Source organism: Haladaptatus rarus (assembly GCF_054177585.1).
The window spans coordinates 1-25,386 of the sequence record NZ_JBPEHG010000017.1 but is presented as its reverse complement, the minus strand read 5'-3'; the positions used below and the strand labels follow the sequence as shown (position 1 = coordinate 25,386).

The following is a 25,386-nucleotide window of genomic DNA, read 5'->3' as shown; positions in this document are numbered from 1 at the left end:
TCACCCAAACATCACTTCGCGCGTCCCTCCGTCAAATATCAGGGCTGGGACAGGCATAACCGTCCTGCACCCCTCACACTAGAGAGTTACCCATGGATATCTCCGAGATACTCTCAACGAAGTTTACCGAGTTCGACATCGGCACCCCTCTCTCGAAAGTCGCCGGGGCGTTCGAGAATCAGGAGCTCGATGCCGTCATCGTAACGGACGGCGACGAGTATCGCGGCATCGTGAATCGCCGACAGCTGGCGTCCTCGTCCAATCAGCCCTCTGCAAAGGTCGGCTCACAGGTCCAGCACGTCCCGACGGTCGACCGCACCGAGGACGTCCGCGAAGTCGCGCGACTCATGATCGGGAGCGACGCCAAAACGCTCCCCGTACTCCGCGACGACCGTGTCGTCGGTGTGGTGACCGCAGATGCGGTCCTCGAGGCCGTCCGTCCGTTTCTTGACGCGGCGACCGTCGACGACGCCTACACGGCGGAATTGGTCAGTGCGACCCCTGAGACCACGATCGGGAAAGCGCTCAATATGCTCCGAGAAGCCGGTATCGCCCATCTTCCGGTCGTCGACGGGGATGACCTCGCGGGAATGTTGAGCCTGTACGACGTCATCGAGTTCACGACGCGGGGCGGCAGCAAGAGCCAGGGTGGGTCGTCGGGCGGCTTCGGTGGCCACGGTGGTGGCGGACAGAACCGCGGTGGGTTCGGCTCGCGCGAGGGCGACGCCGACCGGATGCTCGACCTCCCGGTCCGGAACCTGATGTCCGACGCGGTCGCGACGGTCGAGCGGAGCGCGCCGCTTGACGACGTCGTCGAGACGATGTTCGAACAGGAGATCTCCTCGCTCGTTGTCACGGCCGACGACACCGGCGAGCCGATTGGTATCATCACGAAGACGGACGTCATCGAGGCGCTCACCTGGGAGCGCGATGATCGGAACGCCGTGCAGGTGTTTGGGCTCGACCTGCTGGAGGGGATGGACTACGACGATGTCTCCGCATTAATCGAGAGCATGGCCTCGAAATACGGTGAGATGAGCGTAATCAAGGCCAGCATCGAACTGCAGGAGCATAAGGAACAAAGCCGAGGCGTGCCGCTGGTGCTGGCACGGATTCGACTGGTCACCGACCGCGGCTACTTTACGGCCGATGGCGAGGGGTATGGTGCCGCTCACGCGCTTCGACTCGCCGCGAACGCGGTCGAACGCCAACTCCTCAAGGGGAAAACCTACGGCGACTCGAAGAAGCATCCCAACACTGACGAGCAGGCACAGCTCTACGGCTGGTGGCTCGGGGGGTAAATAGTGCCAAAGGGGGGTGAACACGCTGATACGACTACACCTCGAATGAACAACGTATGCCGACGCACCGCCATGGAACGCAGTCATTCATCGACTTCATGGAGACGTACCTCCAGGATCATCCTAAACGCTGCAAAGAGTGTGGAAACGTCGCCCGCGCCCGGTCGGAATGGCGGATAGAAAAACGTGATGAGGATGGTCTCCACTTCGTACATACCTGCCCACGGTGTGGCGCGGAGAACGACGTGTTTCTCAACCTTGCCCCAGAACACGAGCGATCTCGAGGGTAGGAAGGGCTATGTGCAGCCTCTCACTTACTATTGGTTCAAACACTCCGGATTCCGCTACGTCACGTCGGTTTCCGAGATTCATGCGACGCGAGAGGGGGTAACCGTATGCAAGAATTCACGATCGATGTCCAACAGCAGATAGCTGCCTCGGAGACACCAGGTGCGGAGTTCCAGGCATTGCCGTGGTCACGCCAACGAGTCGTATTCTTCCAGCTACCCGAGTCGGTCCAGCGAGACGTACTCGATGACATGGATCGTCAGGAGGTACGGCGATTCGTCCGCAGACTTGATCCCGACGATGCGACCGACGTGGTTGGATTACTCGACGGAGACACGCAGGAGGCCGTGCTCAGTCAGCTCGATGCGGATCGACGAGAGCGGATTGAGTTCCTCCTGAAGTTCAGCCCGGACAGTGCCGCCGGTATGATGGACCTCAACTACGTCACCGTCGACAAGGCACAAGGGCTCGAGGAGGTGGCCCGGCTCGTCCGACGTCACGAGGCCCGAACGGGACGCTTCCCGACCGTCTTCGTCACCGATGGTGACGAGGTGTTAGGGGAGTTACCTGGCCATACCTTAGCCCTGGCTGGTCACGGGTCGGCGGTCATCACCGAGTATCTTCGACCCGCTCCCACTGTTCGATACGAACAGCCCGACTCGGAGGTCATCGAGGTGTTCAGGGCCAACCCACAGAGTAAAATCGTCGTTCTCGACGAAGACGACAGCATTCTCGGAGTCATCTATGCGGACGACCTCTTACAGGCCATCGAGGAAGAAGCCGGCCAGACGCTCTATGAGTTCACTGGTGTCGATGAGCAGGAGAGCGTTCTCGATGGCGCCTTCGAGAAGGTTCGCCGGCGGTACAAGTGGCTCATCATCAACCTCGGGACCGCCTTTCTCGCTGCGGCGACTGTCGGGTTATTCGAAGACACGATCGCGGCGTTGACGCTACTGGCAATCTACATGCCGGTCGTCGCCGGGATGGGTGGAAACGCCGGCACGCAGTCGATGGCCGTGACGGTCCGCGGCATCGCACTAGAGCAGATCTCACTTCGAACAGGGAGGCGCGCCATCGGCAACGAGGTGCTTACGGGGGGTGCAAACGGCGTGATTACCGGCGTTATCGTGGCTGTCATCGCCACCCTGTTCAACCAGAGTCCGCTGTTGGGACTGGTCATCGGCATCGCGATGGTGCTGAACCTCGTCATCGCCGGGTTCTTCGGCGCGCTCGTTCCACTCGTACTGAATCGATTCGGGTACGATCCGGCAACGTCGGCAACTATCTTCATTACGACCGCAACTGACGTCCTCGGATTCTTCATATTCCTCGGACTGGCGCAGGTCGTACTCCTCTGAAGTGACTCGTAGAGATACTAGTCCGTACCGTGGTCTAGCACATCGCGAGCCGATTCGCTATCGATGTATCAGTCCTAGTAGCCGGCTTCGAACATCATCGGCGGAGTCGTACGTTTGGTTATCAGTTGGGGCAAGCACTTTTTCGAGGGATTCTGTTCCGCCCTGGGTTTCGATCTCGTAGTCTCCAAAAGCGTCAACCAGTTCGTCGGTCGTAGTCGGGTAGTTCTGGGTTTCGAGTGCTTCATCGAGGTCACCAAGCCGCCCACCGGGGTCGCCGCTCATCGCTCTGTCTTCGTGGGCGCGGTCACGGACCTCCTCTCGCTTCCGCTCTGGCTGTTCGTTGTCATTGTCCTCGTCTTGGCCTCGTTTGTCGTCTTGCATCCTTACGCGTAGGCGCCCGATTCGGATAAGTTGCACCTTGAGGACGTTGCATTAGCGCCTGAATGTAGGTAAACCCCACCAACTGTCAATGCGGAGCTGAACCTGATTCTGCGCCTAACTCTGCGTTTGACGGGTGAACTCGTGGAGTTCCTCTTCGATGAGCGTCGCAACCCGTTCACTATATCGCCAGAGTGCTGCGTTGAGTCGCTCTTCGGTCTCGTCGTCGAGGTCGTCGGCCCCACGAAGGACGGAATCTTTGGTGATCTGTGGGTGGTACACACAGACCACTCCGAGTGAGGTATCCGAGCTTGAGGTTCCCGCTGTATGGATTCCGTACTGGTCGGTGCCCCAGACACCATCACCGCCCTCTCGCTCCAGTTCCGAGTCGAGCGCATCGAGCAGCTGTATCTCTTTGGGGGAGAGGATGGGACCGTCACCTTCGAACAGTTCAGTGTACGCCTCCATCCGAGCACTTCTTGTCCACTGGTCCAACTGGGAACGCGCCCGTAGTACGAGTTGTCGTTCGTCTGGAAACTCGGCCATGGTCCTAGAAGGGGTGCAAGGCGAATGAACGTTTGTACAACGTCTACGGATGGTGGGTGTGTCAGTGGTGACGGTGTACTTTAGTAGTCTCTGTCACGGGCAGAGCATTCAAACGGATTCTCCATGTAAATCGAGTATGCCGGTGAGAGAGTTATCATAGAATCCAACAGCGGTCAAGCGGAGTATGCCACAATCCCAGAAACTATCGACATCCTTAGATATACTGCGGAGAGTTTGAGTCTCTCCTTCAGCCGGTGGGACGAACCATATGTAACCGGACCGAGTCTCTATTTTATTGTCGTTGCTGACATTGATTTCGGTAGATACACCGATCCGCTGGGGGACAACACGTGGCCCGTCGACCAGTGTGGGTCAGTCGCCATCACCTCCGAGGAGTTCATCGACGCAGCCCGCAACGTGGCATTCAGCTGCGATGGGGCAGTCGTTATTGCCGCGGATAGGACGATCCAAGAACAAATGGTTCGCGTTCGGACTCCAAACGCTACGGAAGTGGTCGAAGAGCCACCCCTCGCTTATGCCGATTGGATGGGAACCAAACATCTCAGTGCGTTAGAAGTGTCCCTCCGGGAAGAGGTGCTTGTCAGTATAACGCTGAGCGAAGAGAATGGTCGTGTGACAGTCTTTCGGAATGGAAAATATACTGATTGCGAACGTGAGGAACTTGGGGGACGCTGGCGGACTGCAGACTGAGATTGTATGGTTTCCTCGGTGACGGGTGTTCTGCGAGCTCAGTTTTCGAATTCGTCGTCGTATTGTTCGTAAGTAATCGTCAGTTTGCCTGTGGTGGGACGTTTCGCTGCATCTCGGAGCGTTTTAAACGATTCGAGGAGTTCGCTTGTGTCGTCAGAGTCCTCCCGGCCGCTCGATGACTCTTCTCGAATCGTATCGTATACTCGCTCCAGGATGCGTCGAGCGGCATACGAATCGGTTTGTGAGTCAATCTCGAAGGAAGCCACGTATCGCGACATACTCAGATATAGCTCTCCACGGGGTTAACAACCGTCATGTTTCAGTGGGAGGCATGTCATCAGCCCCGTCCGAGATGATTCTCGTCCCCTCGAATTTGCCGGTTCGGACAGCGGTGAGGATGTTCTCTGGATCGGTTCCATCAATAACCACGGTTTCGCAGTGTACACGTTGAATCATCTTCGCGGCGAGAAGGTCGATCGGTACACGACTCCCGGCAGTAGTGTCGATATCGAGGATGAGGGTAATGAGTTGGCTCGCGCGTAACTCGCCGAATGGCTCTGCGTCTGGGTGCGTGTGAGGATCCGCGCTAAAGACCCCAGGCACGTCCGTCGCATAGATGAGACGCTCTGCGTCGACGTACTCAGCAAGGAGCGCACTTACCGCGTCAGTAGTTTGACCGGGTGCTGTTCCACCCATGACGACGATGTCGCCGCAGCGGAGCGCTTTGCCCGCCGCTTCGTAGTCTGTTGAAGGCGTCAAGACGGCGTCGTCGCCGATCGCCGCGATGAGAAGTCGGGCATTTAGCCGAGTAACCCCGATACTGAGTTGATCAAGCTCGACTTCGTTCGCATCAAGAGCTCGCCCCACATCGATGAATTCGCGTGCAGGAGATCCGCCCCCGGTGACGACACAGACGTCGTGCTCCTCGGCGAGTGTTGTGATGACGGCTGCGTACTCTCGAAACTGCGCTTGGTCAAGGGTTGGCACGAGGATGCTCCCGCCGAGTGAGAGTACGATGCGCATGGTGGTCTCTAGACTATAGGACAGCGCCGAACTACAATCTAGCACCTCTTGATAACCCGCCACGTTATCCACGCGGCCCGCCTACTGTCGTTCATGGCGACGATTGTGTATCAAGGCGACAACGGCGACACCGCGTCGGAAGAAATCGACGATGAGAAACTGAACTACCGAGAGGACCACTGGCAGATTCACCACGGCGACGACGAGTACACGTACATCCCGAGAGAACGTGTCTATACAGTGAAGATGACTGACCCGCACTTCGAAAACGAGTGAGGCGATTCACTCGGCCATGGCATGTTCTCTGCACCCACATCGTGCAACACAAGGAATCTCAGTATTCCTGCGTCGTCGTTCAGGGGAGAGATATAACACAGAGATCAGACACGGACACCCCAGAAGAACGCAATTCCGAGGGTTGTTACGACCGACAGGAGCAACTGTAACGGCGCACCAACGCGGATGAAGTCTGAGAACGTGTAGCCACCGGGCCCGTAGACGAAGAGGTTCGTCTGGTAGCCGACCGGCGTCATGAACGCCGTCGAGGCGGCGAATGTCACGGCGAGGACGAACGCGAACGCGTTCGCACCGATCGACTGGGCCGCGCTGGCCGCGACGGGAATCATCAACACGACGCTTGCGTTGTTACTGATGACGCTCGTCAACAGCCCGGTCGCGAGATAGAACACCCACAGAACACCGATCGCCGGCAAGAATGTCGCCGTCGAGGCGACAGCGTCTCCCAGAAGGGCAGCGGCCCCCGTCTGCTGGAGCGCAATCCCGAGGGGGATGACGCCGGCGAGCAGGAAGATCACGTTCCACTCGACGGACGAGTAGAGTTCGGTCGGTTTCAGAACCCCGGTGAAGACCATCGCCACGACCCCTGCTAACGCAGAGACGACGATCGGCAGGATGTTCAGTGCCGGGAGCGCGACGACGCCGGCGATGATTCCGACCGCAAACGGAATCTTGTCGCTCCGATAGGTCACCTCGTCGAACTCGTGGGCGACGATGAAGTCCTGGTTCTCGACGAGGCGAGTGAGACTGTCGGGCGGTGCCTGCACCAGGAGCGTGTCACCGACCCGGATACGGATGTCCTCGAACCGGTCCCGGACGACGTCACCCCGGGTTCTGAAGGCGAGGACGTTCGCGTCGTAGCGCTGTCGGAACGACGAACTTGAAAGCGTCTCACCGACGAGGAACGACCCCGACGGGACGACGACTTCGACGAGCACGGGTTCTTCGTCCTCAGGATGCAGATCGTCTTCAGTTCGGGGGCCACCCGTCAAGGTGAGGCCTTCTGCGTCCATGATGTGTTCGAGCGTCTCCCGATTCGTCCTGAGCCGAAGCGTGTCGTTCTCGCGGATCTCCTTGCGAGCGAGCGGTTCCGAAAAGCGCTCACCGTATCGGATCAGCTGTAACACGTCGATATCGAGTTCGTCGTCCCCCAGTGCCTCCTCGACCGTCTGCCCGACCAAGGACGAGTTCGCTGGAACAGCGACGTCTGCGAGGTATTCTTGGAGGGCGTACTCCTCGACGAGGTCCTCGTCAGCGGGAATCCGTTCGGGGAGCAGTCGAACGCCGACAGTCATCAGATAGAGAGAGCCGACCGCGAACACGACGAGACCGAGTTTGGTGAACTCGAACATCCCGAACGCGTGTAGACCCAACTCCGGGGAGTCCGCCCCGAGTTGGGCTGCGATATCGCTCGCGAGGATGTTCGTCGACGTCCCGATGAGGGTCAACGTGCCGCCGAGCATCGAGGCGAACGACAGCGGCATCAGCAGTTTCGACGGCGACGTCTTCCCGTTGTGTGCGAGATCGTTGATCACCGGGACCAGAATCGCCACGACCGGCGTGTTGTTGATGAGCCCCGAGATGGGGCCGGTGATGCCGATCGTCGCCGCGAGTTGCTTGCGTCGGTTGGCCCCCGCGAACGCGGCCATCTTCCGACCGAGCAGCTGGACGATGCCGGTTCGGTTGATTCCGGTACTCAGGATGAGCATCGCCAGGACGGTGATCGTGGCCGGATTGGCGAAGCCAGAGATCCCCTCACGTGGGGAGATTTGTGTCCAAGGCTCGAATATGATCAACAACACCATCACCAGAATCGCGGTGACATCGATGGGGAACCACTCAGTGGCGAACAACACGAGTGCGAGGAGAATAATTGCAAATACGACGAGCATCTCGGCCGTTATGGACGGGAGGCCGAGGGCCGGGACTGCCAACGAAACGATAGAGAAGGGCACACCAAATAGAGACGCTGACGCGGGAAAAGGACTGGTATGTACACCAGCTGGTTATTGAGCGTGACAAGCCGTCGAGACGGGTTGACTGCCAGTTTGAGAATTCCAACAGTTGCGTTGTGCGCTCCGAAGATAGTTACTCGTTGGTCGCATCGTTCGGACTCGGTTCCTCTCCGCGAGAAATGTACGCCGCCAAGTCTGTTGTTGTGATAACACCGATGACATCCCCGTTATCGAGAACCGGGACGTGATGGAAGCCATATTCAATCATCAAATCAGCGACACTACGAACGGATTCGTTCGCGGTAGTTGTGGTAACGTCTGTACTCATCGATGCTCCGACAGTCGCGTCCGGGTCGGGGTCTCCGTCCGCGATGACTCTAATGAAATCAGTGGCTGTGAGAATGCCTTCGAGTTGACCGTCGTCGTCAACGACGATGACCGAGCCAATACCGTGTTCGAGCATCAGTCTTCCAGCATTCCGAAGTGACGTGTCGGTACCTACGGTGTGGACTGGCGAAGACATGAGGCTCCCGACGAAAACATCGTCCATCTATGCACAGAGCGGATGTCTGGGGATAAGAGTTCGCACCGCAGTACGGATCAGGTGGCAGAACGCTCGATAGAGCTTCAAGGCGATTGCCTCGGAGTCGTTCGAGAGCGCAACGCTCGCTCATGGTGAGGAGACGGCGGAGCCATCTCGAACCAGTAGCTCCCAAGACAGTTCGCAGAATACAGTTCCGACAGACACTCTGATCGAACGGCAGTCGATACCCAGAGAGTGAGCAAGCACCTGAACAGCACAACAGAGAAAGTGTGACTTATTCAGAAGCCCCGGAGCGTTCTGTCGAACAAGGCGGTTTTCTCCCGCGAACCAGCCATACGGCCATCTATACTCTTCATTGTTCATTTTATGGATATTCGTCCAAAAATCTCCCGAATTGTATGACGAATACGGAAGTCTTAACCGTGGATGCGGTCTGGTTTTAGTTGCAATGGCAAACGGTAAGGTTGATTTCTTCAACGACACTGGCGGCTACGGTTTCATCACGACGGACGACTCTGACGACGACGTATTCTTCCACATGGAGGACGTTGGCGGTGAAGATCTGACGGAAGGAACCGAGATCGACTTCGATATCGAACAGGCCCCCAAGGGCCCCCGCGCGACGAACGTCGTTCGCGCCTAATTCAAGGTTCACGTCGTCGCCAAACGGGCGACACTGTAACTTTGTTCCATTTCTGAGCCAGTTCCATCCGGAGTACTAGCAAACAGACTACGAGACTGCTGAGAGAACCCTACTTGGTTTGAGGCAGTACGCCCAGTTCCCGAAACACGAAGACAGAGACTTCAGATTTCGAGTTCCGATAGAATCGTCTTCTGGCGCAAGCCGGCTTCGGGACGTGGAAAGCTGTTGAGCGGGCATAGTGGGTTAATATAGTAGGGATCGAACGGCGATAATCCGGCCTGCAGTAATTAATCTGACAATCCGAATCGCGGCTCTTGGACCGCGCTGGGCTCGTTTTCATTTCCGTTTCGAATTGACTACTCATTGTCCGTCTCTTCACCTGTCTCAGCTTCGTGAATCACGAGCCGTTCGATTCGAGCGTCATCGACGGCCTCGACCCGAAGGACGTATCCGTTCTGTTGGATCTGATCGCCTACTTCGGGAACTCTGCCGAGACGGCTGAAGACCAGCCCACCGATCGTTTCGACATCGTCGCTCTCCAATCGCGTGTCGAGGCGGTCGTTCACTTCCTGAACGGGGACCCCTCCGTCGACGACGTACGCTCCGTCGTTTCTCTTCTCGATCGAAGGCTCCTGGGCTCCTGTATCGAACTCGTCCTGGATGTCGCCCACGATCTCCTCGAGGATATCCTCGATGGTCACGATGCCCTCGAAGACACCCCACTCGTCGACGACGACGGCCATCTGGCCTTCCCCACGCGTCTGAAAGTCGGCGAGTATCGCGTCGATCCGACGCGTTTCCGGGACCGTGAGGACCGCTCGTGCGAGCTCACGCGCCGTGACCGTGCTGTCCGGGTCCGTTCCGGCTTCGCTCGCTCGCAGGATGTCTTTGGCGTGGACGAATCCAAGCGGTTGATTCCCGTCCTCGTCGAGCACGAGATAGCGCGTGTACGTCCCGGTAGCGGCAACCGACCGGAGTTCCGAGAGCGGCATTGAGGCAGTCACGGTCTCGACGTCCGGACGCGGAACCATGACCTCACGGGCGATCGTGTCGCCGAGTTCGAAGACGCTCTCGATCATCTCAACCTCGTCGAGGTCGATATGTCCCGTCTCCTCCGAGCGGGTGAGGATCATCCGAATCTCAGATTCGGTGTGGGTTTCCTCGCTCTCGGAGGCCGGGGAGACACCAGCGAGGCGGGTGAAATAGTTGGCCGTGCCGTTGAAGACGATGATACCGGGCACGAACACGTAGTAGAAGAACTTCATGAGTGGGGCGACGAGGAGCGCGACACGCGTGGCCTCCTGGATGGCGAACGTCTTCGGCGCGAGTTCGCCGAACACCACGTGGAGGAACGTGATGAAGCCGAATCCCAGGACGAACGCGACGAGGTGGACCGCTCCCGCAGGAAGAAACTGACCGAGAACGGGGTCGATGAGCGCTGCCACGGCCGGTTCACCGATCCAACCGAGACCAAGCGAGGAGAGCGTGATACCGAGTTGACTGACAGCCAGATAGTCATCCAGATTCTGGATGACCTCCTGGACGAGTGTTGCCCCCGGTTTGCCGCGTTCGACGAGTGCGTTAACCTGCGTAGGACGGACTTTGACGAACGCGAACTCCGCAGCGACGAAGACCCCGTTCATGATGACGAGAATGAAGGCGAGGAGCAGTCCGCCGAGAGAAATCAGATCTACCATAGTCAATTACGGACGCGAGGGCACTTGTAGGGATGGATACTGCACTAGTCTTCTGCGGTCAGCGTTTCCACGAATCGCGGGGGATCACGATGTCATTAGCGTCTGTACTATCCCTCCCTCCTCGCTCGCTCGGGGTGAGGGCTGTGAGATACACGAGAACGCCTACTGGGGCTTACAGACCAATCTGGGGCTGCGTGAGAACCTGGCCGGCCACGACGGCACTGCGTCTCAGTTGGTGATTCAATCCGATACCCTGCAGCGGTAATTCGCTTCTCAATGGCGTCGACGTCGGTGTCGTCTGGGTCGTAGGTGACAGTGACAGTTCCGTTCATCACCTATGGATCGACCTCGTGGATACCGTCGAGCGTCGAAACGCTGTTGGCGATTTTCTCCGGACACGACGGACAATCCATGTCCGGTACTGATAGCGAGATTTGCTGGGGGGTCCTCTGGTGGATCCGTTGGGCCACCCGAATCCTGAGTCATTACCTCTAGTAGTCATGCTGCGGGCAAAGCGGTACGGTTGCTGTGCAGCAACTTCCTCGGTGTCAGCCGTCCTCGTCAGTCGCAGTGTCGGAACGGCCTGCGTCGGCATAGGCCAGCGCAAGCTGTGACTCTGCGCGACGAAGTCGATAGGCGAATGTTGAACTTGGGATGCCGAGCCGGTCCGCGAACTCGTAGGCTTCGATCTCTCGTGGCGTTTAGTAGTACCCGGCGTCGACGGCAGCGCAAAGCGCGGCGTCCTGCTCAGGGGACAACGCTGGCTCCTGGTCGTCGATATCTCGCTCCGGCAAGGCAGGTGCATTCGTGATGCGACGAATTTCGACGCCCGTCGTCTCGGCGATTTCGGCTGTGAGGTCGTCGTGGAAGGCGCTAAACTCGGGATTGCCTGGGACGATCACGCGCCACTCGTATCGTCGCTCTGTCCACGTCGTCTCGAAGATCAGCCCGTCACCGAAATGCTCGAGCGCGAGGTGGGGGATGGACATGCAGGAGGGCGTCCGCGTCCAGTAGGAGTAGATGACGAGCGTATCTCCGGATTCGTCGAGGACTTGGGTCTGCCAGTCCGCATCGCAGTCCCGTCGTGCGAGGCAATCCGGGTAGTAATCTCCGTCTGTGACTGCAGTGACGATGTCGTCGCGGACTGTTTCGGAGCCTGTAATGTGGTCGACGCGCCAGAGATGCTCCGCGGAGACGTGGCAGGACAGTGACTGGATACGAGTATCGGGTGCAGCGGAGAGGACGTCCGCGACGGCGTTCGTCCCGGGATCGTAGGCAAGTGTGAAAATGAACTCTCGCATGACGAACCGTATGCTGCATGCTCGTAAGAACGTGCTGTCCAGAAACGACTCTCTCTAAATTGCAACAAGGAATACGAGGGCGAACATGCCAAACAACAGCGCTACCAACACCGCAAGGATATCCGTAGATGAGTTCGGAAATGCAATGTGCGTCGTTGAAGCAGGAAGTCCCAAGGCTTGACCCTCCGGGGAGGTTCACTTGGTTTGTTTGGTTTCTCTCTCGACGATGATCGTCAGATTCCCAGTTTCGCAGTCCGCCTCAAACGCAACTGTGAATGCATCCGATTCGTAGGCGGCGTGATAGGCTCGATGGAGCTTGAGCGATCCGGTCGCCTTGAAGTGGAAGAACGCAGCCGACGTATAGGGCTTGCTCGCGGTCTCAACCTGCGCCTCGACCGACGCAGGGAGCACGATCTGTGGCGTGTCGGTGTCGATACTCGCTGCGAACGCCTTCGCCTCCTCGACGGTCGCTTTCGAATGCGCTGGTATCTCGCCGGTCAGCACGTTCACTGGCGTCCCCAGAACGCTTCGCGTTCTGGTGTGCGGACGAGACGCGCTGCGTCTCGTCAACGTCTCTGTGTCGTCTGTGAACAGGACGTCTTCGAAGGTCTGTGTCCCGAGAACCGCGTCGGGGTCCAACTCGCAGTCGTGGAACGGATCGTCGGCTAGTTCCTCAGTCATGGAATCCTGACCCCACGAGGGCTCAGTCCTTCCAGCCCTCGAAAAACAGCAGCTGCCTCGAAGCAGGTTGTCCCACGAGTGGATGAACAACAGCTACCCCTCAATTGGCTCGAGGGACCTGAGGTTCGCGTGGAAGACCTCTCCGTCGCGAACGACGTACCGCTTCGCCAGGACCGGGAAGCGACATTTCGTGAACCCAGCTGTCTGGATGTCGAGTTCTTCGTCTGACTCGAGATAGTCGGCAAGCGTCCGGAGGAACTCGTGGGTCACGATGCCGCCGTCGTAGTCCGGAAGCCCGCTCTCTATGGCTTCGTAGACCTCGAAATCATCGTAGCCCCAGAATGTGAGCTCGCCTTCTTCAGTGAGCTCCCAATTGAGCGTCCCGAAGCAGTGACTCTCGCAGAGCTCGCGGACTGCCTGTGGATTCGATACGATTGCGCCGGTCGACGTCGTCGCAGCTTGGAGTGTTGCCATTGGTTGTACTCGAGGGCGTTTTCCTGCCCTCGCACCCCTTCGGGGGGTGACAAACCCTGCTTGGAGAGACGTGGAATCGCTGTTTCTCGATGCTGTTGAGGTTACTCAGAGCGCGATGCAGTCGATATCCAGGCGTGTCTCGTGGGTCCATCATGTGCGCCTCGGCGACTCCCGGCGCAGAAAAATGAGCCGAGGTCGTTGATGTCTGCCGCCAGGTCCTGAACCAGTCTTAACCAACAACGTCGGGTGTATGCAAGCCCCGTTGGTTAAGATGTTGTTCTCCGAGTATCCTACCGAGGATTCGGTCCGTGACGAGGTGACTGGCACACCTGGCACTCCCACATCGGCTGGCCAGACCACTTGTCATCTGGGATAGACTCGAACTCTTGGAACTGATGCACAGTCTTCCGATCGCACTTGCGACACTCAAGACGCGTTTTCGAGGGAACGTTGGGTTGCCCATTCCCTGACTGCGCGTCGTCGACGGAACGCTGGAGTGCAATCGCTGGCACCAACCAGGCGTCGTTCTCGGCGCTCTCAAGGAGACCTGTAAGCCGATTTCTGTCGCGGATGCTGTGACCCTCCTCGTCGTAGAGGAACGTCGTGTGAGCCTCTCCACGTGTCGCCTCGGTCGGCTCAGTCCAGAGAGTCCGTTCACGAGCCACCGCAAGGAGCCGGTCACCACGCTCGGAGGTCGCCCGTACGGCGTCAGGAAGCGAGGGCCACTCGTCGGTCAGTTGTGCGGCAGGTGCGTCGTCGAAATCGTAGAGCAGCTGGCAGTCGTCGACGGCTGGATCTCTGTCGGACCTCGCGAGGAGGGTGGCTGCCGCAGCGCCCTTCGCGAGGGCGTGATAGACAGTCGATGCCTCGACGAGCAGCTGGACGACGTGAAGCAGTGTCCACTCGGTATCTGCGGGCTGCTGGTTATCGGTGGACGCTCCGAGGTGATTCGTGAGGCAGAACCGGCACTTCGTCTGGCTGGCTCGTATCGACGCGCCACAGGAAGCACACTCGCTCGCTGTTGGGCCTGCACCATCTGGATAGCCCACGAGTGTCTGCCCGGTTCGGCCGCTGGATGACTCGCGACGACCGTCTCTGGTGAGTTCATCGTCGGGAATCTGTGTCGCCTCGCCACGCGGTCGGAGTTCCTCGAGATCAGCGTAACGATCGGTCATGGGGACGTCTACCAGCACGTTCCTTCGTCTTCACTTTTAAACATCAGCCCCCACCTGAGACGGATTGAGCGTTCCGAGTCAGACGCCACAGAGGACCAGATCAGCCAGTGCGTCTTGATGCGAGCGGATGGTCGGAGGAGTGACGTTCGCAGCCTCTGCAACTTCCGACTGCGTCAGCCACCGGCCTTCATCACGTCCTGCTGTGTAGAGACAGGCCGCTGCGAATCCTGATGGCCGGACTCCCGTTGTTGCACTCGTTGATTCAGCTTGTTCGGCCAACGTTCGAGCTCGCTGTCGAATGGAGTCGGGAACATCGAGTTCCGACGCAAGCCGGGGAACGTATTCGCTCGGACGAACGGGTTGAGTCGGGAGTCCGAGATCAGTATTCAACGTTTTGTAGGCACTCTTGACTCTCGACTGCTCGACCCGTGCCGCGTCGACGACGTCGTCGAGTGTTCGTGACAGGCCGCTACAACGACACGCCCCGTAGACGCTGGCTGTCGCGATTGCTTCGATCGATCGGCCTCGAAGCAGGTCTTCATTCTGAGCGCTCCGGAAGAGCTGACAGGCTTGGTCGCGTACCGAGTTCGAGAGATCGAGAACGCTCGCGATTCGTCGGACTTCACCTAGGCCGTGTGCGAGGTTTCGCTCGGCTTTCGACTGGAACCGACCACGGGTCTGTTCACGTCGCATTCGCGCTAGCTGTCGACGCTTTCGTTCGGAGAGCTCGTTCCCGTTCGCGTCTTTCCCGTGACCAATCTCCGTCGACAGCCCTCGATCGTGACGTGTTGCTGTGAGTGGAGCCCCCGTCCGCTTACGCTCGTGTTGGTCGTGGGTTATCCATTCAGGCCCGTGGTCGATTCGCTGCTCGTCAATGACGAGCCCACAGTCCTCGCAGACAGTTTCAACGCTGTTCGTTCTCACCTGGCCATTACACTCTGGACACGGCGTGGTTCCGTCGTTCGATACGTCTTCGTCGAATCCGCTCTCGTAGACGTTCTTTATTGCCATCGTGGACCGCGAGGTACTTTACACGCACCTCGCACCCCTCAGGGGGGGTCAAAAACACCCACGAATCGCCTAGGTGGCCGATCATTCGACCAGTCGGCTTCGCTGTCCTCACAGCTGAGCAGAAGGAATATACTTCGTGTGGATGAACTGTGTGTTCGTGAGGCCAAAGTGGGATAATCTCTTCTGGTACCAACGAGCCAGCGACGAAGGAAAAGAGCAGCTGGAAAACAATACCACGAAGGGATTCCTGAAAGTCTTACAGGAGTCGGATACTCGACTCACGGATGGCTTTCTAGACCAATTTCTGGGAATACAGTTTGAGGACGCTGAGTTCGAGTACGATGCCCAAGTTGGGTTAGAGGATATTCCCACGACTGATCGAACCATCCACCTCGTCGGCCTGTCGTACGAGGGACGAAACGTTGCAGCCGAGTCTGATCCGAGGTCTGGTGACGGCACGGTTGATGGAGTGGTCACCATCCATTCGGACGATGCACCTTCGTCAATCGTTGTCGAAGTGAAGACCGGACGAGACAGACTGAGCCAAGCGCAGATGGGGAAGTACCGGGGAGAACTCGATATCGAGATTGATCGGCTGTGCCACGGCGCGAGCTGGTTAGATGTATACGAGCTATTGGAATCACACCGAGGGACTTCGACCAATAATGTTGACCGCTTCCTCTTGGAGGAATTCACAGATTACCTGGAGTTAATGAGAATGGTACCATTCAGAGGGTTCGACCGTGAGAAGCTGAAAGGCCCTGGGAGTACAGAATACAAGCAAGAACTCCTCCGTGGAGTTGATCAGAATCAGACTGGCATCTTTTCACAGACGCTGTACGACAAGCGAGAAGAGTATGGTCTTGGACGGTTCCTTGCGACTTCGAACCAGAAGAGTAGGGAAGTTCATTTGGCGGACGAAGACGGGCTGGACAGCTATCCGTTTTCCAAGCTGAACCACTTCTCTGCGGGATTCTGGCATGCGGGGCGGTTCAGTGTTCAGCTATACATCACTAGACGGGTGCTCGGTAACATCACCAATCGAGGGATTGAGCCTGACCCTCAATTCCTCCATGTGATGAAGGATGCGCTGCAGAACCTGGAGAACGTCCAGCTAACAACTGAAGATAATCCGTTCACCTACATTCGATATCAACGGAATATCAAGCAGGCGAAGGACACGATGTACAAGACCACGACCTTCCCGACCGATTCCATCGGGTACGCCCCCGGTATGTCCGACGAGGAAGGGATTGAAAATCGGCTATCTCTCATCGCCCGCTCGGTTCGAGAGGCTAATGAAGCCAAGATCGGGCAAGAGAAGTCGTTCGTGATCGAGAAGCAAATCCCGTACAACTCGGAGTTCATCGATAACAAGGAGCTTGTAGAGTATACGCTCGAATTCTTCGAAACCCTCCTCCCCGTGTACGAGCACTTCGCTCCCTAAAGGATGAGCGTCTTTTACGAAGTGTACCGCTCCAGCCAGTGTTCTTCCTCGGTTCCTTTGAAGACGAGGACATCGAACCCATTGGCTTGGAGTTGCGGGAACACCTCCTTCTGATTATCAGTATAGAACTCTCGGGTCGGATCCCAGGATGTGAATTTGACTTCGACAAAAACCCCGATTTCGTGTCTCGGTTCTTCAAACTCGTCTAGACCGAGGCCTCGAATAAACTCAGAGAGTTCTCGTTGCTCACCCCACACGAAATAGTCTGGCATCCCTGCCTGACCACGGAATTCGTCGAGATCGTCTTGTACTGGTTCTGGGAGGCGCCACCAGCTATGCCCACGGCACGTATCGAGACCGGCGTCACTGGTGAGATTTGAAAAGAGGCGCTCGAAATCCTCTCCATTGGCGTTGTTCTGGATCATCTTCCGGCTTTGTTTGCCGAGGAGATACGGATTATCTCGGAAGTAGTCGCGTGCTGGTGGTGAGAGTCCAAATGAAGAGGCAATTGGAAACCACTCATCAACAGCTGCGGTCGCATCACCAAGTGTCTCGATCTCCTCTAAATCAGCACCGTCAAGGAATAGGGATAGGAGACGGTCTCCCAGTACGTTCCTTGTTTCATCCTTAAGCCAGCCGCGGCTATCTGTGATACACGGAATTCCAGTCACTAGACTAACTCGGGCAGGACCAGGCCGTCCAGATAGACCAAGCGAGCTGTGTTTCCACTTCGAGGCTTGCCAGCAAAGTCCCTTGTCCAACTCGCCGTACACCTCCCCAAGATTGAACATGGTAGAATCCTCCACAAACTGACCGAGTTCAGACTCTAAAACAGCAGATTGGATGAATCCAGGGTCTGTCTCGTTCCGAGCAAAGGCGACTACACTCTGTGGCGGATCATTCTCAATTCGAAAGAAGACGATGTATCTGAGTTTGTCGTGAAGTGCTTGCAGTACAGTCTCTTTTTCATCGCCATCGAGATGGTACGGATCGTAGTCGTCGTACTTGTGCAGGAGCACGTTAGAGTCGAGATAGCAGGGATAGCAAAGCGGCGTATCGCTATCTCCAACCCCATGATTACTGGACTCGAACATATCGAGCTCACTGCCACACTCCGCACAGTCCATTAATCGAGTAGAGCCTACCAAATCACAAGACCGTTTCCCACGCAGCACCCGCCCGAGTGAATGAACAGGAATGACTCCCGACATGTTACTTGGGGATATTTCGAGTCGATATTGTTTGGACCGTCATCGAGGTTGTGGCTGCGCGCGCAGCGAAGCGAGCACGGAGCGGAGGGTGGGGAGGTGGGGTCTGGGTCGGTCCGGCACGTAGCAAAAAAGAAGACTGCGACGACCGGCTATTCCCACCACCGACCGCGCTCAGGGAAATGCACGGTGCTCCACCCGGTCAGAGCCACGGAAACCCGCCCGTTGTACCAGTTCTTCGCCGCTCCGTGAATTCGAACGCGCTCGCCCTCCTCGATCCACGGTTGGTCACTCGCCACCCAACTGGTGAATTTCGTTTTTCCACTCTCGTCTTCGATGAGCCCCACTTGGGAAATCGCTGAACTCGATGGGTCCCACAACTGCGTCACACGACCCTCAATACTCACCTCTTTGCGATTGACGTCCTCGAGCTTCCCGATGGGAACCACCTGCCCCGGCGCCGTCTGCAACTCCTCAAACACCCCGACGACCGCGCTCATCAGATCTTTCCCACCGACGACGGCCTCACCTAGTCGCCGTCCAATCGCTGCCCGCGACCAGCCATCCAGCTTCTTCGCCAGCCGCATCGACTGCTTGTTCACCGCCGCCAACTGCTCCTGCGTGAGTTCTGCACGAGGATCGTCTCGCTCCGGGTCTGCCCACGGGTTCACGCTCGCCGCCCGCTTCTGGAACTCTGCACGCCGCTCAGCGCTCCGCTTCGCCGCGATGTCTCGCGTCCGCTTCTCCCGACCTTCCTGCGTCCCCAGCTCTGCCTGGGCACTGATACGCTCCAGCTCAGCCTCCCGTGCCCGAATGCGCTCTTCCTGTTCGAGGGTCGCACCGTAGATCCGCTCGTCACTGGTGTCGACCATCCCGTCCGGGTGGTTCGCATCGACCTTTGCCTGCACCTCCATCTGCACCGTCGCCTGGAACTCCGGCGTCTCATCGACGACTTCGAAGCCGTCCTCGTCGACCGTTCCGTCCTCGTGTTTCTCGAATGCCTGTTCATCGACCGAAACTACATCAGTGGTAACGTTCTTACTTGACATTGGTCTCACCATAGACCTGAAGGCGCTCACGCGCCCGACACCGCGATGCCATTACATCGCGGTTTTCCGACGACACCGACCGACAGAACCATCTGCGCGCTCTCGCTCGCGCCTTCGCGAGCGCCCTCTGGGCGCGAGCGAGAGCGCGCCTGAGGCGGACAATCATCCAGCACCGCGCGCCGACCCGCCCGGAGCGAGCGGCCAGCTTTAAGCCGTTTCTCGTGTCCGGCCCGGACTGTGGGTCCGTGTCCAGGGCGACGGTCGTGAGCACGGCGAGTCGCGATGTGACTCGCCGCGCGGAACGGCCCAAAGCGCTGGAACGCGAAAGCCCGCGAGGGGCGCAACCGAAAACGCGCTTAATGCTGGCGTCGAGACCAGATTCACTTTAGCCCGGCAGGAACCGCACCTACTGGAGCGGAAGCCCGCCCGGAATGGTCGGTCGCGAGCGACGCGGAGGGCGGCAAGCGGCGAGCGGTGCGTGCCGTTCGTACCACACCAGTCAACCGATGGAGATCGCTGGCTCACCAATAGATCCCGGGCGGGACTGAAAAGGGCCGGGCGCTCGACGTGCCCCGACGACGCAAGCACCGCAGGGACGAGGCGCGCAGCGAGTCGCGGCCGGCGAGCGTTCGGGGGCTTTCTGGGTTGGTTTCACCGATGTTGATCAGCGCCTTCCCTGCTATCCCTTCCGCCCATCGCCATTAGGATGTCAGCTTACTCTTTGAATTCGTCAGGGGACCTTAGATACGCTATCGATCAGAGCGTAGTAGTTTTGCTCGTCTATGATACAACAGAATACGAGAAGTGCTCACTCATTCAGATTGAGCGCAACGTCGACTTCGTGATGAACGGCTCTGTTGAAACCCTATTAATCAGACACTATATGTAGTGGAATGTCAGTTGTGTAGCTCTGTTCTCTAACATTCATCGTTCGGCACGGGAAACCGGGTGGGCTGCGCTCCGTCGGGCCACTCGTAAACGACGCGAATCTCTCCAGGGAGGGTGTTCCGCGCCGTCACTCGTATCCGGTAGTGGTATTTCGCTCCCGCGCAATCCACCTTCTCTGGCGGTTTGGGGTCATCCCATTTAGGATATAACACGAGTCTCAGCCGGTCGTTTCCCTCATCATACGAGTAGGATTTGATGGTGACCCTCCGACAACTGTTGGTAAACAGCCAGCCCTCGACGAGAACTGTCTTCTCCGCACAGTCGAACGTAGCAGTGACCGTCTGGCGGTAGTTGCCATCGTCACCTCTCGGAGGCGTCGAACCATCGTCTTGCTGCGGTTTGTCGTATCTCACCTCGATGATCTCCACAGTGAACGGTTGCGATCGACTCTCTGTTGGAGTACCCGCCTCGTTTTTCTTCCCAATATGCGAGGCAGTTTCAACACATCCCGACGCCAACAGACCGATGGGAAGGCTTAAGAGTACTTGTCTGCGGTCCATACTGAGTGAAGGTCCCTCGCTTAAATAGCGATTGGCCTGACTCAAATGGTGACTGTAGCCTGGTAAACGGTCTTATCATTGCAGGGATTCTCGTGACAGACGGCTATGCCCGACGAAGTCCAATCCGACGAGAGAACGCGTGTCTTTCCGATGCGGTGGACGGTGCGACCGAACGATGACCGATCGGCACGCATTCTTGAACTAACAGACGAGGGTGCAACGGAGGTGTTTGAGAGCCTATCGTCGGAGACGGCACGGGCTCTTTTGGCCCACCTCCACGATGATCCCCAAACAGCCTCGGACCTCGCAGACCGCTTGGATACGTCATTGCAGAATGTGCAGTACCACCTTCAGAAGTTCCAGAACGCGGAGTTGGTGGATGTCGTTGATACCTGGTACTCGGCACGGGGCACAGAGATGAAGGTATATTCCCCGACCCACCACTCACTCGTGCTCTATACGGGGACTGCGCCCGGAGAGACGGGGTTGGACGATATGCTCGCTCGGCTTGTCGGAGCAATTGCTATCCTCGCCATTGGGAGTGTCGCATTCGACTGGATAGTTCGAACGCTTGGACGCCGCCACGTCGACAGAGGAGGTGGTTCGCCGCCTCTTAGCCCCGACCCACCGTTGTTGGAAATCGCTGGTATGGCTATCTCCCCTGGAGTAGTCTTCTTCGTCGGTGGCCTATTTGTAGTGGCACTCGGAGTGGGGTGGTGGTATTGGCGACAATAGGATATCGAGAGACGGCTTAATCGTTTCATTACTGTCCTGTATCTGACGATTCGATCACGTCATTGCAGACTCCCTTCTCATGACCGACTTGCGCGGTGAGTTCAGCACGGCTGTGAAAAACTGTCGCCAACTTGTCAATTACATCGAACCCTCTACGAACGGTCGGTCGCGAGCGACACGGAGGGCGGCAGCGGCGAGCGGGGCGTGCCGTTAAGAACCACCGTTCAACCACTCTCGACGCTCAGTGGCACAGTCGATATCCTGGTGGACTCAGAAAGGGCGAGGCCGCCTCGGTCGTCCCCCGACCCCGTAAGCACCGAGTGAAACGAGGCGCGCAGCGTGGGTCGCGGGATGCCGAGCGGCCGAGGGCTTTCGGAGATGGTACTCTCGGTCAACGTTCCAAGGTCTTCAGAAACCAGCCGGCGGTCGTCCCGTAACGACACTATTGGCCGACACGCGATCGGGATTCCCAGTCCTCTCTCAGAGATCGTACGGGTCGTCAAGCCCGGTCGTGATTCGGTCGGTTATTCTTCGGTCGGGGCCTCGAGATAGGTCGCAAGCTCGTCGACGACGGTTTGGACGAACGATTCCTCGAGGCGGCCCTGCCGGCGAACAATCGCGGCGTGCTTCGGCGACGCGACTGCCCACGGTGAGGCGTAGCTCTGCCTGGGCATCCCGCCCTCAACCCAGTCGGCGTCGTCGAGGGAGATGCCCTCGTCGTGGGGTGTCGTCGTCAGCGTGACCGTCATGTACTCTTCGTCTCCGAACGGATGGCTGTCGTTGTTCAGTATCAGCCAGGGACGCGGGTTCTCACCTGACTTGAACGGGTCCGGGCCCCAGACGACGTCCCCGCGCTGGTAGCTCATTCAGTCGCCTCATCCTCGTCGTCGACGGCGTGCTCCAACCACTCGTCCATGTCCTCCTCGCCGAAGCGGTCGTTGGCCGCTCGCGTACTCTCGAGCATGCTGGCGTACGCGGCGACGTCGTCGGCCTCACCGAGCGCCCAGTAGTTACCCTTGTGCCGGACGAGTCCCCGATCTTCGAGTCGGGAGAGGACGACGCTGATGCTCCCCGTTTTGACGTCGGTTGCATCGCGGATCTCGCTCTGAGTGAATGCCTGATCGGGATGTGCGGCGAGGAATCGCATCACGCGATCGGCGTTCGTCTCCCCGGAGTGCTGGAGGCGGTCCTCGGGAGAAGATTCGAACGTCTCGATGTCGATGGGCATGTGTATTGCTTTGTCGCCGTATGTATTAGATGTATCGACGTATTTTTGAGTCGGTTCAATCTCGTTGATCGACTGGGTGTGGTGGGAAGGGCAGTCTATTCATCGACGACGTGCGTCTCGAGATCCCGCGTCCAGTACGTCGCGGGGCCACCGGGGTTACAGCGAGTACACAGCTGTAACGGCCCTTCGAGATGCCCGAGTTCGACACGGAATCGCGTCAGTGCAGTGAGCGTGTCGACGACGAGTCCACAGCCATCGCAGGCGTGGTAATCACGCTTGTCGGGGTCGGGCCGCGCTTGGACGGCACAGTCGACGCAGATCTGGTGGGTGACTCGCTCGTCTTTCCCCCACGTATACGCCGTCCCTGCCGTGGATCCAGGTGCTGCATCACAGAAGGCACAGCCGGAGAGCGTCTGCTGCATCACTCGTCAGCCTCCCCAGTGTCGTGGGCAGCCGACCAGCCGCGGTGGAACACGGCGAGTTGCAGAATCGAGTCGAAGGCTTCGCCACTCGGCTCGTGAACGAGAACTCGCTGGTCAGCGACCGCCGTCACGACGCCGTCGTCGACGAGGTCACTGACGAGCTGCCGCGCCGTCGTCTCGTCGACGTCCGCCGTCACCACCCGGGCTGCATCCCGGTCTTGTGCGAGGAGTTCGGTTTCGAGTCGTTCGTGATCGGCTGCCGTATCGTCGTGGATGACTGGATCAGTCATGGGTTCACTCACTGACACGCACGAAGGCGCGCCTCGCACCTTTCGGCGTCGACAAACTCGGCCGTGGCTGGACCGTAGTGACACGAAGATAGCACCCCAATCGTCAAATCCAGAGATACCGATACCTTACATAATGGAGAATTCGCGGACCCCGATCAACTCCAGTGAGGAAGCCGCGCTCGATCATCTCGAGCAGTACTTTGAAAGAGCGGGGAGTGACGAGACGATCACGCGAGAGGACGCCGTCGCCCACCTAATGGATCAAGGCGTCGAGCGTGCCGACGCACGAGCACACATCGAGCAGTTGCTCCTGAAGGGCTATCTCTACGAAGTTGATGACGAACTGCGGCTGCCATCACGACCCTGACGAGGGGTGACGTCCACCGTTCCTCGTTTTCGTCCCCTACAGCCCGACCACCGCGACGGCGACTGTGAGGAGTACGAGTGCAATCCAGGCTTTCGTTGCCCAGAGTCGTCGCCCGCCCCGGCGACACAACTGTTGAAGTTGATCTCGAAGGGCTGCACGGCGTTCAGCTTCGAGGACGTTGACCTCGTCGTAGTAGTCGCGTCGATCCGCAGGCAGCCTCCGGAGTGTTGTCTGGCACTCGCTACAGGTGTACTCGAACTCCGCCCGGACGTGTTGCCGACGGAACTCTCGCCCACCGCCCTCGTCGAAGCTCGTCACCTCGTACACCAGGAGTTTCGAGACGAAGCGACGTGCTCCGCACTCCGGACACCGATCCATCTCAAGCGTTGGTGTCCCGCCGTCGCTGCTCTCTTCATCTAGCCATCCAGACTGCTGAGATTGTTCGCCAGTATCTCGTGGACTCGCGTGGTTCTCTGAAGACGATGCTGTCGTGGACTCGGAGTTGCTGAACGTCGACATGGTATCACTCACTGACTGCACTCAGCTGACCGGACACCTTCGCACGCCAGAGGTCAATCCAAGTGATCGTGACTGCTGAGCGCCGTCACCCTTCGTCGGCGCGAACAACAGCTCCGTAGGCACACTCCCGCCATTTCACCTCCATATGCAGACTGACACAAGACGCGAAGAACTCACCCTTCATTGAGAACGTCGTATGCTCACCACTCCCGTCACACCACCGGCTAACCCCTCGGCTTCACGAAGGAGAATATCTAGTCCTCCTCCCACATTCATACGCACTCTGAAAACTCAACCTCCGCCAAATGAGTAGCCTCAATCAGATCTGTCCAGTCCTCGTCTCTCTGCCCACTCCCGACCGATACCTCAACACCTGTTTCTCTCCATTTCACCACTCGGCTACGGCGCTCGCTGTGTTATCCGCAGCTGATAGTTTTCCCTATTCCGCATGCACTCCGACCCTCCCTGAATCCCCTCTCTGCAACACACCGGATTCACACCTCGTACCCCACCCTTCCTTTGGACGATTTTCGAGGTGCGAACTCAGACTTGACGGCTACAGAATTGCATAGGATAGCGGAGGACTGTTTTGAGGACGTTATTTGTTATATGAAAACGAGACTCGGGACTCTCGTTGATATATGCAACGTGTTACGGCCGCTACCCTCTGAATATCGGCAAAACGGGAAACTGGTGGAATAAGGTTGCGGATCCTATATGAAAGCAAGTTCCGACGATAAATGAAAACCGAGGGGGGAGAACCGCTAAGACTGCTCATTTACTCGCGGAGAAGCCCTAATTCGTATTTGCAAACCCCAGTCCTGAACTCTCTCGATATACCGACGAGGAATAGATACGCGAACTGTCAAACGTAACCGTGTTCGCTCGACTCGACGACTTACTGTGATGGAGACGCTCCTTGGTCATCGATCTGCTCGTACATCTCATCGGGGAAGGGAAGGCTCCCATAGATCGAGTACGGGCACTGGTCGCGCCCGATGCAGTACCGCTGCATATCATCATTCGCACAATTCATCGGGAGGGGGATCTCGCCGCCGATGTCGTTGTCGAGTTCGTACCGAATCTGGTACCCAGTCACCTCGTCGTCATACCAGGGCCACCGCGAGAACAGGTCTTTCACGTCGCTGATGAATTCCTCCGTACTCGCGTCCCGGTACTGGGGAAGCCACCACGCCATCCGCACCAGATTGAACAGGTCCTTCCGGACGGGTTTCTTTTCCTGCAGGCGCTCGTCCATCGCCGCCATACAGGGCAATTCGAACAGATCTT

At 58.0% G+C, this 25,386-nt stretch carries 33 protein-coding genes; 9 read left to right on the top strand and 24 right to left on the bottom strand.

The window, feature by feature from the left end:
* Positions 1–92 precede the first annotated feature (92 nt).
* The 3 genes from ACR3FE_RS23505 to ACR3FE_RS23495 all read left to right on the top strand — a co-directional run bounded on the left by ACR3FE_RS23505 (position 93) and on the right by ACR3FE_RS23495 (position 2,947).
* On the top strand, positions 93–1,301 hold the full coding sequence (locus ACR3FE_RS23505) for a CBS domain-containing protein (protein WP_267623115.1): 1,209 nt from the start codon (positions 93–95) through the stop codon (positions 1,299–1,301).
* Positions 1,302–1,357: 56 nt separating this feature from the next.
* Positions 1,358–1,591, top strand: coding sequence for a hypothetical protein (locus ACR3FE_RS23500; protein WP_458210261.1), 234 nt, complete (start codon positions 1,358–1,360; stop codon positions 1,589–1,591).
* Positions 1,592–1,696: 105 nt separating this feature from the next.
* Positions 1,697–2,947, top strand: a complete 1,251-nt coding sequence (locus tag ACR3FE_RS23495) for a magnesium transporter (RefSeq protein ID WP_458210260.1) — start codon at positions 1,697–1,699, stop codon at positions 2,945–2,947.
* Positions 2,948–3,004: 57 nt separating this feature from the next.
* Here the strand turns inward: ACR3FE_RS23495 and ACR3FE_RS23490 are convergent, their stop codons facing one another.
* A complete protein-coding gene (locus ACR3FE_RS23490) occupies positions 3,005–3,328 on the bottom strand; it encodes a DUF5789 family protein (protein WP_458210259.1) in 324 nt (107 codons plus the stop codon).
* Between the two features lie 114 nt (positions 3,329–3,442).
* Positions 3,443–3,871: a DUF7539 family protein gene (locus tag ACR3FE_RS23485; protein WP_458210258.1), complete on the bottom strand. Its 429-nt coding sequence runs from the start codon at positions 3,869–3,871 to the stop codon at positions 3,443–3,445.
* A gap of 417 nt (positions 3,872–4,288) precedes the next feature.
* Between ACR3FE_RS23485 and ACR3FE_RS23480 the strand changes: the two genes are divergently transcribed.
* On the top strand, positions 4,289–4,582 hold the full coding sequence (locus tag ACR3FE_RS23480; RefSeq protein ID WP_458210341.1) for a diadenylate cyclase: 294 nt from the start codon (positions 4,289–4,291) through the stop codon (positions 4,580–4,582).
* Between the two features lie 38 nt (positions 4,583–4,620).
* On the opposite strand, the gene ACR3FE_RS23475 is transcribed toward ACR3FE_RS23480, so the two are convergent.
* The gene (locus ACR3FE_RS23475; RefSeq protein ID WP_267623109.1) at positions 4,621–4,860 is read right to left on the bottom strand and encodes a hypothetical protein; all 240 of its coding nucleotides are present in this window, start codon (positions 4,858–4,860) and stop codon (positions 4,621–4,623) included.
* A 34-nt stretch (positions 4,861–4,894) separates the two neighbouring features.
* On the bottom strand, positions 4,895–5,605 hold the full coding sequence (pyrH, locus tag ACR3FE_RS23470) for a UMP kinase (RefSeq protein ID WP_458210257.1): 711 nt from the start codon (positions 5,603–5,605) through the stop codon (positions 4,895–4,897).
* 93 nt (positions 5,606–5,698) lie between these two features.
* On the opposite strand from pyrH, the gene ACR3FE_RS23465 reads away from it, so the two are divergent.
* Positions 5,699–5,881: a hypothetical protein gene (locus tag ACR3FE_RS23465; protein WP_458210256.1), complete on the top strand. Its 183-nt coding sequence runs from the start codon at positions 5,699–5,701 to the stop codon at positions 5,879–5,881.
* A 104-nt stretch (positions 5,882–5,985) separates the two neighbouring features.
* On the opposite strand, the gene ACR3FE_RS23460 is transcribed toward ACR3FE_RS23465, so the two are convergent.
* Both ACR3FE_RS23460 and ACR3FE_RS23455 read right to left on the bottom strand, forming a co-directional pair.
* Positions 5,986–7,794, bottom strand: a complete 1,809-nt coding sequence (locus ACR3FE_RS23460) for an SLC13 family permease (protein WP_458210340.1) — start codon at positions 7,792–7,794, stop codon at positions 5,986–5,988.
* A 196-nt stretch (positions 7,795–7,990) separates the two neighbouring features.
* On the bottom strand, positions 7,991–8,407 hold the full coding sequence (locus ACR3FE_RS23455; protein ID WP_458210255.1) for a CBS domain-containing protein: 417 nt from the start codon (positions 8,405–8,407) through the stop codon (positions 7,991–7,993).
* Between the two features lie 442 nt (positions 8,408–8,849).
* Here ACR3FE_RS23455 and ACR3FE_RS23450 point away from each other — a divergent pair, with 442 nt between their 5' ends.
* The gene (locus ACR3FE_RS23450; RefSeq protein ID WP_267623105.1) at positions 8,850–9,044 is read left to right on the top strand and encodes a cold-shock protein; all 195 of its coding nucleotides are present in this window, start codon (positions 8,850–8,852) and stop codon (positions 9,042–9,044) included.
* A 356-nt stretch (positions 9,045–9,400) separates the two neighbouring features.
* On the opposite strand, the gene ACR3FE_RS23445 is transcribed toward ACR3FE_RS23450, so the two are convergent.
* The 9 genes from ACR3FE_RS23445 to ACR3FE_RS23410 form a co-directional block, all read right to left on the bottom strand.
* Positions 9,401–10,741 (bottom strand): hemolysin family protein, encoded by a 1,341-nt coding sequence (locus tag ACR3FE_RS23445; RefSeq protein ID WP_267623104.1) that lies wholly within the window; start codon positions 10,739–10,741, stop codon positions 9,401–9,403.
* A 335-nt stretch (positions 10,742–11,076) separates the two neighbouring features.
* Positions 11,077–11,211, bottom strand: a complete 135-nt coding sequence (locus ACR3FE_RS23440) for a heavy-metal-associated domain-containing protein (RefSeq protein ID WP_390203097.1) — start codon at positions 11,209–11,211, stop codon at positions 11,077–11,079.
* A 78-nt stretch (positions 11,212–11,289) separates the two neighbouring features.
* Entirely contained in the window at positions 11,290–11,430 is a 141-nt protein-coding gene (locus ACR3FE_RS23435) for a helix-turn-helix domain-containing protein (RefSeq protein ID WP_390203111.1), read from the bottom strand.
* A 12-nt stretch (positions 11,431–11,442) separates the two neighbouring features.
* The gene (locus ACR3FE_RS23430; protein WP_458210253.1) at positions 11,443–12,042 is read right to left on the bottom strand and encodes a helix-turn-helix domain-containing protein; all 600 of its coding nucleotides are present in this window, start codon (positions 12,040–12,042) and stop codon (positions 11,443–11,445) included.
* A 195-nt stretch (positions 12,043–12,237) separates the two neighbouring features.
* Positions 12,238–12,723: a DUF8025 family protein gene (locus ACR3FE_RS23425; protein WP_458210251.1), complete on the bottom strand. Its 486-nt coding sequence runs from the start codon at positions 12,721–12,723 to the stop codon at positions 12,238–12,240.
* Positions 12,724–12,816: 93 nt separating this feature from the next.
* Complete coding sequence (locus tag ACR3FE_RS23420) at positions 12,817–13,197, bottom strand: hypothetical protein (protein ID WP_458210250.1); 381 nt, start codon at positions 13,195–13,197, stop codon at positions 12,817–12,819.
* Positions 13,082–13,348, bottom strand: coding sequence for a DUF8012 family protein (locus ACR3FE_RS27825; protein WP_472850195.1), 267 nt, complete (start codon positions 13,346–13,348; stop codon positions 13,082–13,084). The genes ACR3FE_RS23420 and ACR3FE_RS27825 overlap by 116 nt, the downstream gene beginning before the upstream one ends.
* A gap of 139 nt (positions 13,349–13,487) precedes the next feature.
* The gene (locus ACR3FE_RS23415; protein WP_458210249.1) at positions 13,488–14,372 is read right to left on the bottom strand and encodes a biosurfactant protein 1; all 885 of its coding nucleotides are present in this window, start codon (positions 14,370–14,372) and stop codon (positions 13,488–13,490) included.
* Positions 14,373–14,450: 78 nt separating this feature from the next.
* Entirely contained in the window at positions 14,451–15,383 is a 933-nt protein-coding gene (locus ACR3FE_RS23410; RefSeq protein WP_458210248.1) for a transcription initiation factor IIB, read from the bottom strand.
* A gap of 157 nt (positions 15,384–15,540) precedes the next feature.
* On the opposite strand from ACR3FE_RS23410, the gene ACR3FE_RS23405 reads away from it, so the two are divergent.
* Positions 15,541–16,830 (top strand): hypothetical protein, encoded by a 1,290-nt coding sequence (locus ACR3FE_RS23405; protein WP_458210247.1) that lies wholly within the window; start codon positions 15,541–15,543, stop codon positions 16,828–16,830.
* A gap of 14 nt (positions 16,831–16,844) precedes the next feature.
* On the opposite strand, the gene ACR3FE_RS23400 is transcribed toward ACR3FE_RS23405, so the two are convergent.
* The 3 genes from ACR3FE_RS23400 to ACR3FE_RS23390 form a co-directional block, all read right to left on the bottom strand.
* The gene (locus ACR3FE_RS23400; RefSeq protein WP_458210246.1) at positions 16,845–17,957 is read right to left on the bottom strand and encodes a hypothetical protein; all 1,113 of its coding nucleotides are present in this window, start codon (positions 17,955–17,957) and stop codon (positions 16,845–16,847) included.
* 233 nt (positions 17,958–18,190) lie between these two features.
* Positions 18,191–19,087: a DNA-binding protein gene (locus tag ACR3FE_RS23395; RefSeq protein WP_458210245.1), complete on the bottom strand. Its 897-nt coding sequence runs from the start codon at positions 19,085–19,087 to the stop codon at positions 18,191–18,193.
* A gap of 917 nt (positions 19,088–20,004) precedes the next feature.
* Complete coding sequence (locus ACR3FE_RS23390; RefSeq protein ID WP_458210244.1) at positions 20,005–20,388, bottom strand: hypothetical protein; 384 nt, start codon at positions 20,386–20,388, stop codon at positions 20,005–20,007.
* 252 nt (positions 20,389–20,640) lie between these two features.
* On the opposite strand from ACR3FE_RS23390, the gene ACR3FE_RS23385 reads away from it, so the two are divergent.
* Complete coding sequence (locus tag ACR3FE_RS23385) at positions 20,641–21,270, top strand: ArsR/SmtB family transcription factor (RefSeq protein WP_458210243.1); 630 nt, start codon at positions 20,641–20,643, stop codon at positions 21,268–21,270.
* Between the two features lie 524 nt (positions 21,271–21,794).
* Here the strand turns inward: ACR3FE_RS23385 and ACR3FE_RS23380 are convergent.
* From ACR3FE_RS23380 to ACR3FE_RS23365, 4 genes are all read right to left on the bottom strand, one after another.
* On the bottom strand, positions 21,795–22,136 hold the full coding sequence (locus tag ACR3FE_RS23380; RefSeq protein ID WP_458210242.1) for a type II toxin-antitoxin system PemK/MazF family toxin: 342 nt from the start codon (positions 22,134–22,136) through the stop codon (positions 21,795–21,797).
* A complete protein-coding gene (locus ACR3FE_RS23375; RefSeq protein WP_458210240.1) occupies positions 22,133–22,498 on the bottom strand; it encodes a MarR family transcriptional regulator in 366 nt (121 codons plus the stop codon). The genes ACR3FE_RS23380 and ACR3FE_RS23375 overlap by 4 nt, the downstream gene beginning before the upstream one ends.
* Before the next feature lie 95 nt (positions 22,499–22,593).
* Positions 22,594–22,920 (bottom strand): DUF7558 family protein, encoded by a 327-nt coding sequence (locus ACR3FE_RS23370; RefSeq protein WP_458210238.1) that lies wholly within the window; start codon positions 22,918–22,920, stop codon positions 22,594–22,596.
* Complete coding sequence (locus ACR3FE_RS23365) at positions 22,920–23,210, bottom strand: DUF8069 family protein (protein WP_458210237.1); 291 nt, start codon at positions 23,208–23,210, stop codon at positions 22,920–22,922. Before ACR3FE_RS23365 ends, ACR3FE_RS23370 begins: the two co-directional genes overlap by 1 nt.
* 133 nt (positions 23,211–23,343) lie before the next feature.
* On the opposite strand from ACR3FE_RS23365, the gene ACR3FE_RS23360 reads away from it, so the two are divergent.
* On the top strand, positions 23,344–23,577 hold the full coding sequence (locus ACR3FE_RS23360) for a hypothetical protein (protein ID WP_458210235.1): 234 nt from the start codon (positions 23,344–23,346) through the stop codon (positions 23,575–23,577).
* Between the two features lie 36 nt (positions 23,578–23,613).
* Here the strand turns inward: ACR3FE_RS23360 and ACR3FE_RS23355 are convergent, their stop codons facing one another.
* Positions 23,614–24,096, bottom strand: a complete 483-nt coding sequence (locus ACR3FE_RS23355; RefSeq protein WP_458210234.1) for a hypothetical protein — start codon at positions 24,094–24,096, stop codon at positions 23,614–23,616.
* 898 nt (positions 24,097–24,994) lie between these two features.
* Positions 24,995–25,386: primase-associated protein (locus ACR3FE_RS23350; RefSeq protein ID WP_458210232.1), on the bottom strand; the 392-nt coding region annotated here is incomplete at its 5' end.

Coding starts and splice junctions, on each gene's coding strand:
- ACR3FE_RS23465 (WP_458210256.1), top strand. CDS start 5,699: ATGGCGACGATTGTGTATCAAGGCGACAACGGCGACACCGCGTCGGAA.
- ACR3FE_RS23375 (WP_458210240.1), bottom strand. CDS start 22,498: ATGCCCATCGACATCGAGACGTTCGAATCTTCTCCCGAGGACCGCCTC.
- ACR3FE_RS23505 (WP_267623115.1), top strand. CDS start 93: ATGGATATCTCCGAGATACTCTCAACGAAGTTTACCGAGTTCGACATC.
- ACR3FE_RS23495 (WP_458210260.1), top strand. CDS start 1,697: ATGCAAGAATTCACGATCGATGTCCAACAGCAGATAGCTGCCTCGGAG.
- ACR3FE_RS23485 (WP_458210258.1), bottom strand. CDS start 3,871: ATGGCCGAGTTTCCAGACGAACGACAACTCGTACTACGGGCGCGTTCC.
- ACR3FE_RS23450 (WP_267623105.1), top strand. CDS start 8,850: ATGGCAAACGGTAAGGTTGATTTCTTCAACGACACTGGCGGCTACGGT.
- ACR3FE_RS23365 (WP_458210237.1), bottom strand. CDS start 23,210: ATGACTGATCCAGTCATCCACGACGATACGGCAGCCGATCACGAACGA.
- ACR3FE_RS23360 (WP_458210235.1), top strand. CDS start 23,344: ATGGAGAATTCGCGGACCCCGATCAACTCCAGTGAGGAAGCCGCGCTC.
- ACR3FE_RS23455 (WP_458210255.1), bottom strand. CDS start 8,407: ATGGACGATGTTTTCGTCGGGAGCCTCATGTCTTCGCCAGTCCACACC.
- ACR3FE_RS23420 (WP_458210250.1), bottom strand. CDS start 13,197: ATGGCAACACTCCAAGCTGCGACGACGTCGACCGGCGCAATCGTATCG.
- ACR3FE_RS23380 (WP_458210242.1), bottom strand. CDS start 22,136: ATGAGCTACCAGCGCGGGGACGTCGTCTGGGGCCCGGACCCGTTCAAG.
- ACR3FE_RS23410 (WP_458210248.1), bottom strand. CDS start 15,383: ATGGCAATAAAGAACGTCTACGAGAGCGGATTCGACGAAGACGTATCG.
- ACR3FE_RS23460 (WP_458210340.1), bottom strand. CDS start 7,794: ATGCTCGTCGTATTTGCAATTATTCTCCTCGCACTCGTGTTGTTCGCC.
- ACR3FE_RS23425 (WP_458210251.1), bottom strand. CDS start 12,723: ATGACTGAGGAACTAGCCGACGATCCGTTCCACGACTGCGAGTTGGAC.
- ACR3FE_RS23500 (WP_458210261.1), top strand. CDS start 1,358: ATGCCGACGCACCGCCATGGAACGCAGTCATTCATCGACTTCATGGAG.
- ACR3FE_RS23445 (WP_267623104.1), bottom strand. CDS start 10,741: ATGGTAGATCTGATTTCTCTCGGCGGACTGCTCCTCGCCTTCATTCTC.
- ACR3FE_RS23475 (WP_267623109.1), bottom strand. CDS start 4,860: ATGTCGCGATACGTGGCTTCCTTCGAGATTGACTCACAAACCGATTCG.
- ACR3FE_RS23430 (WP_458210253.1), bottom strand. CDS start 12,042: ATGCGAGAGTTCATTTTCACACTTGCCTACGATCCCGGGACGAACGCC.
- ACR3FE_RS23395 (WP_458210245.1), bottom strand. CDS start 19,087: ATGTCAAGTAAGAACGTTACCACTGATGTAGTTTCGGTCGATGAACAG.
- pyrH (WP_458210257.1), bottom strand. CDS start 5,605: ATGCGCATCGTACTCTCACTCGGCGGGAGCATCCTCGTGCCAACCCTT.
- ACR3FE_RS23355 (WP_458210234.1), bottom strand. CDS start 24,096: ATGTCGACGTTCAGCAACTCCGAGTCCACGACAGCATCGTCTTCAGAG.
- ACR3FE_RS23490 (WP_458210259.1), bottom strand. CDS start 3,328: ATGCAAGACGACAAACGAGGCCAAGACGAGGACAATGACAACGAACAG.
- ACR3FE_RS23385 (WP_458210243.1), top strand. CDS start 20,641: ATGCCCGACGAAGTCCAATCCGACGAGAGAACGCGTGTCTTTCCGATG.
- ACR3FE_RS23400 (WP_458210246.1), bottom strand. CDS start 17,957: ATGGACTGTGCGGAGTGTGGCAGTGAGCTCGATATGTTCGAGTCCAGT.
- ACR3FE_RS23370 (WP_458210238.1), bottom strand. CDS start 22,920: ATGCAGCAGACGCTCTCCGGCTGTGCCTTCTGTGATGCAGCACCTGGA.
- ACR3FE_RS23415 (WP_458210249.1), bottom strand. CDS start 14,372: ATGACCGATCGTTACGCTGATCTCGAGGAACTCCGACCGCGTGGCGAG.
- ACR3FE_RS27825 (WP_472850195.1), bottom strand. CDS start 13,348: ATGGACCCACGAGACACGCCTGGATATCGACTGCATCGCGCTCTGAGT.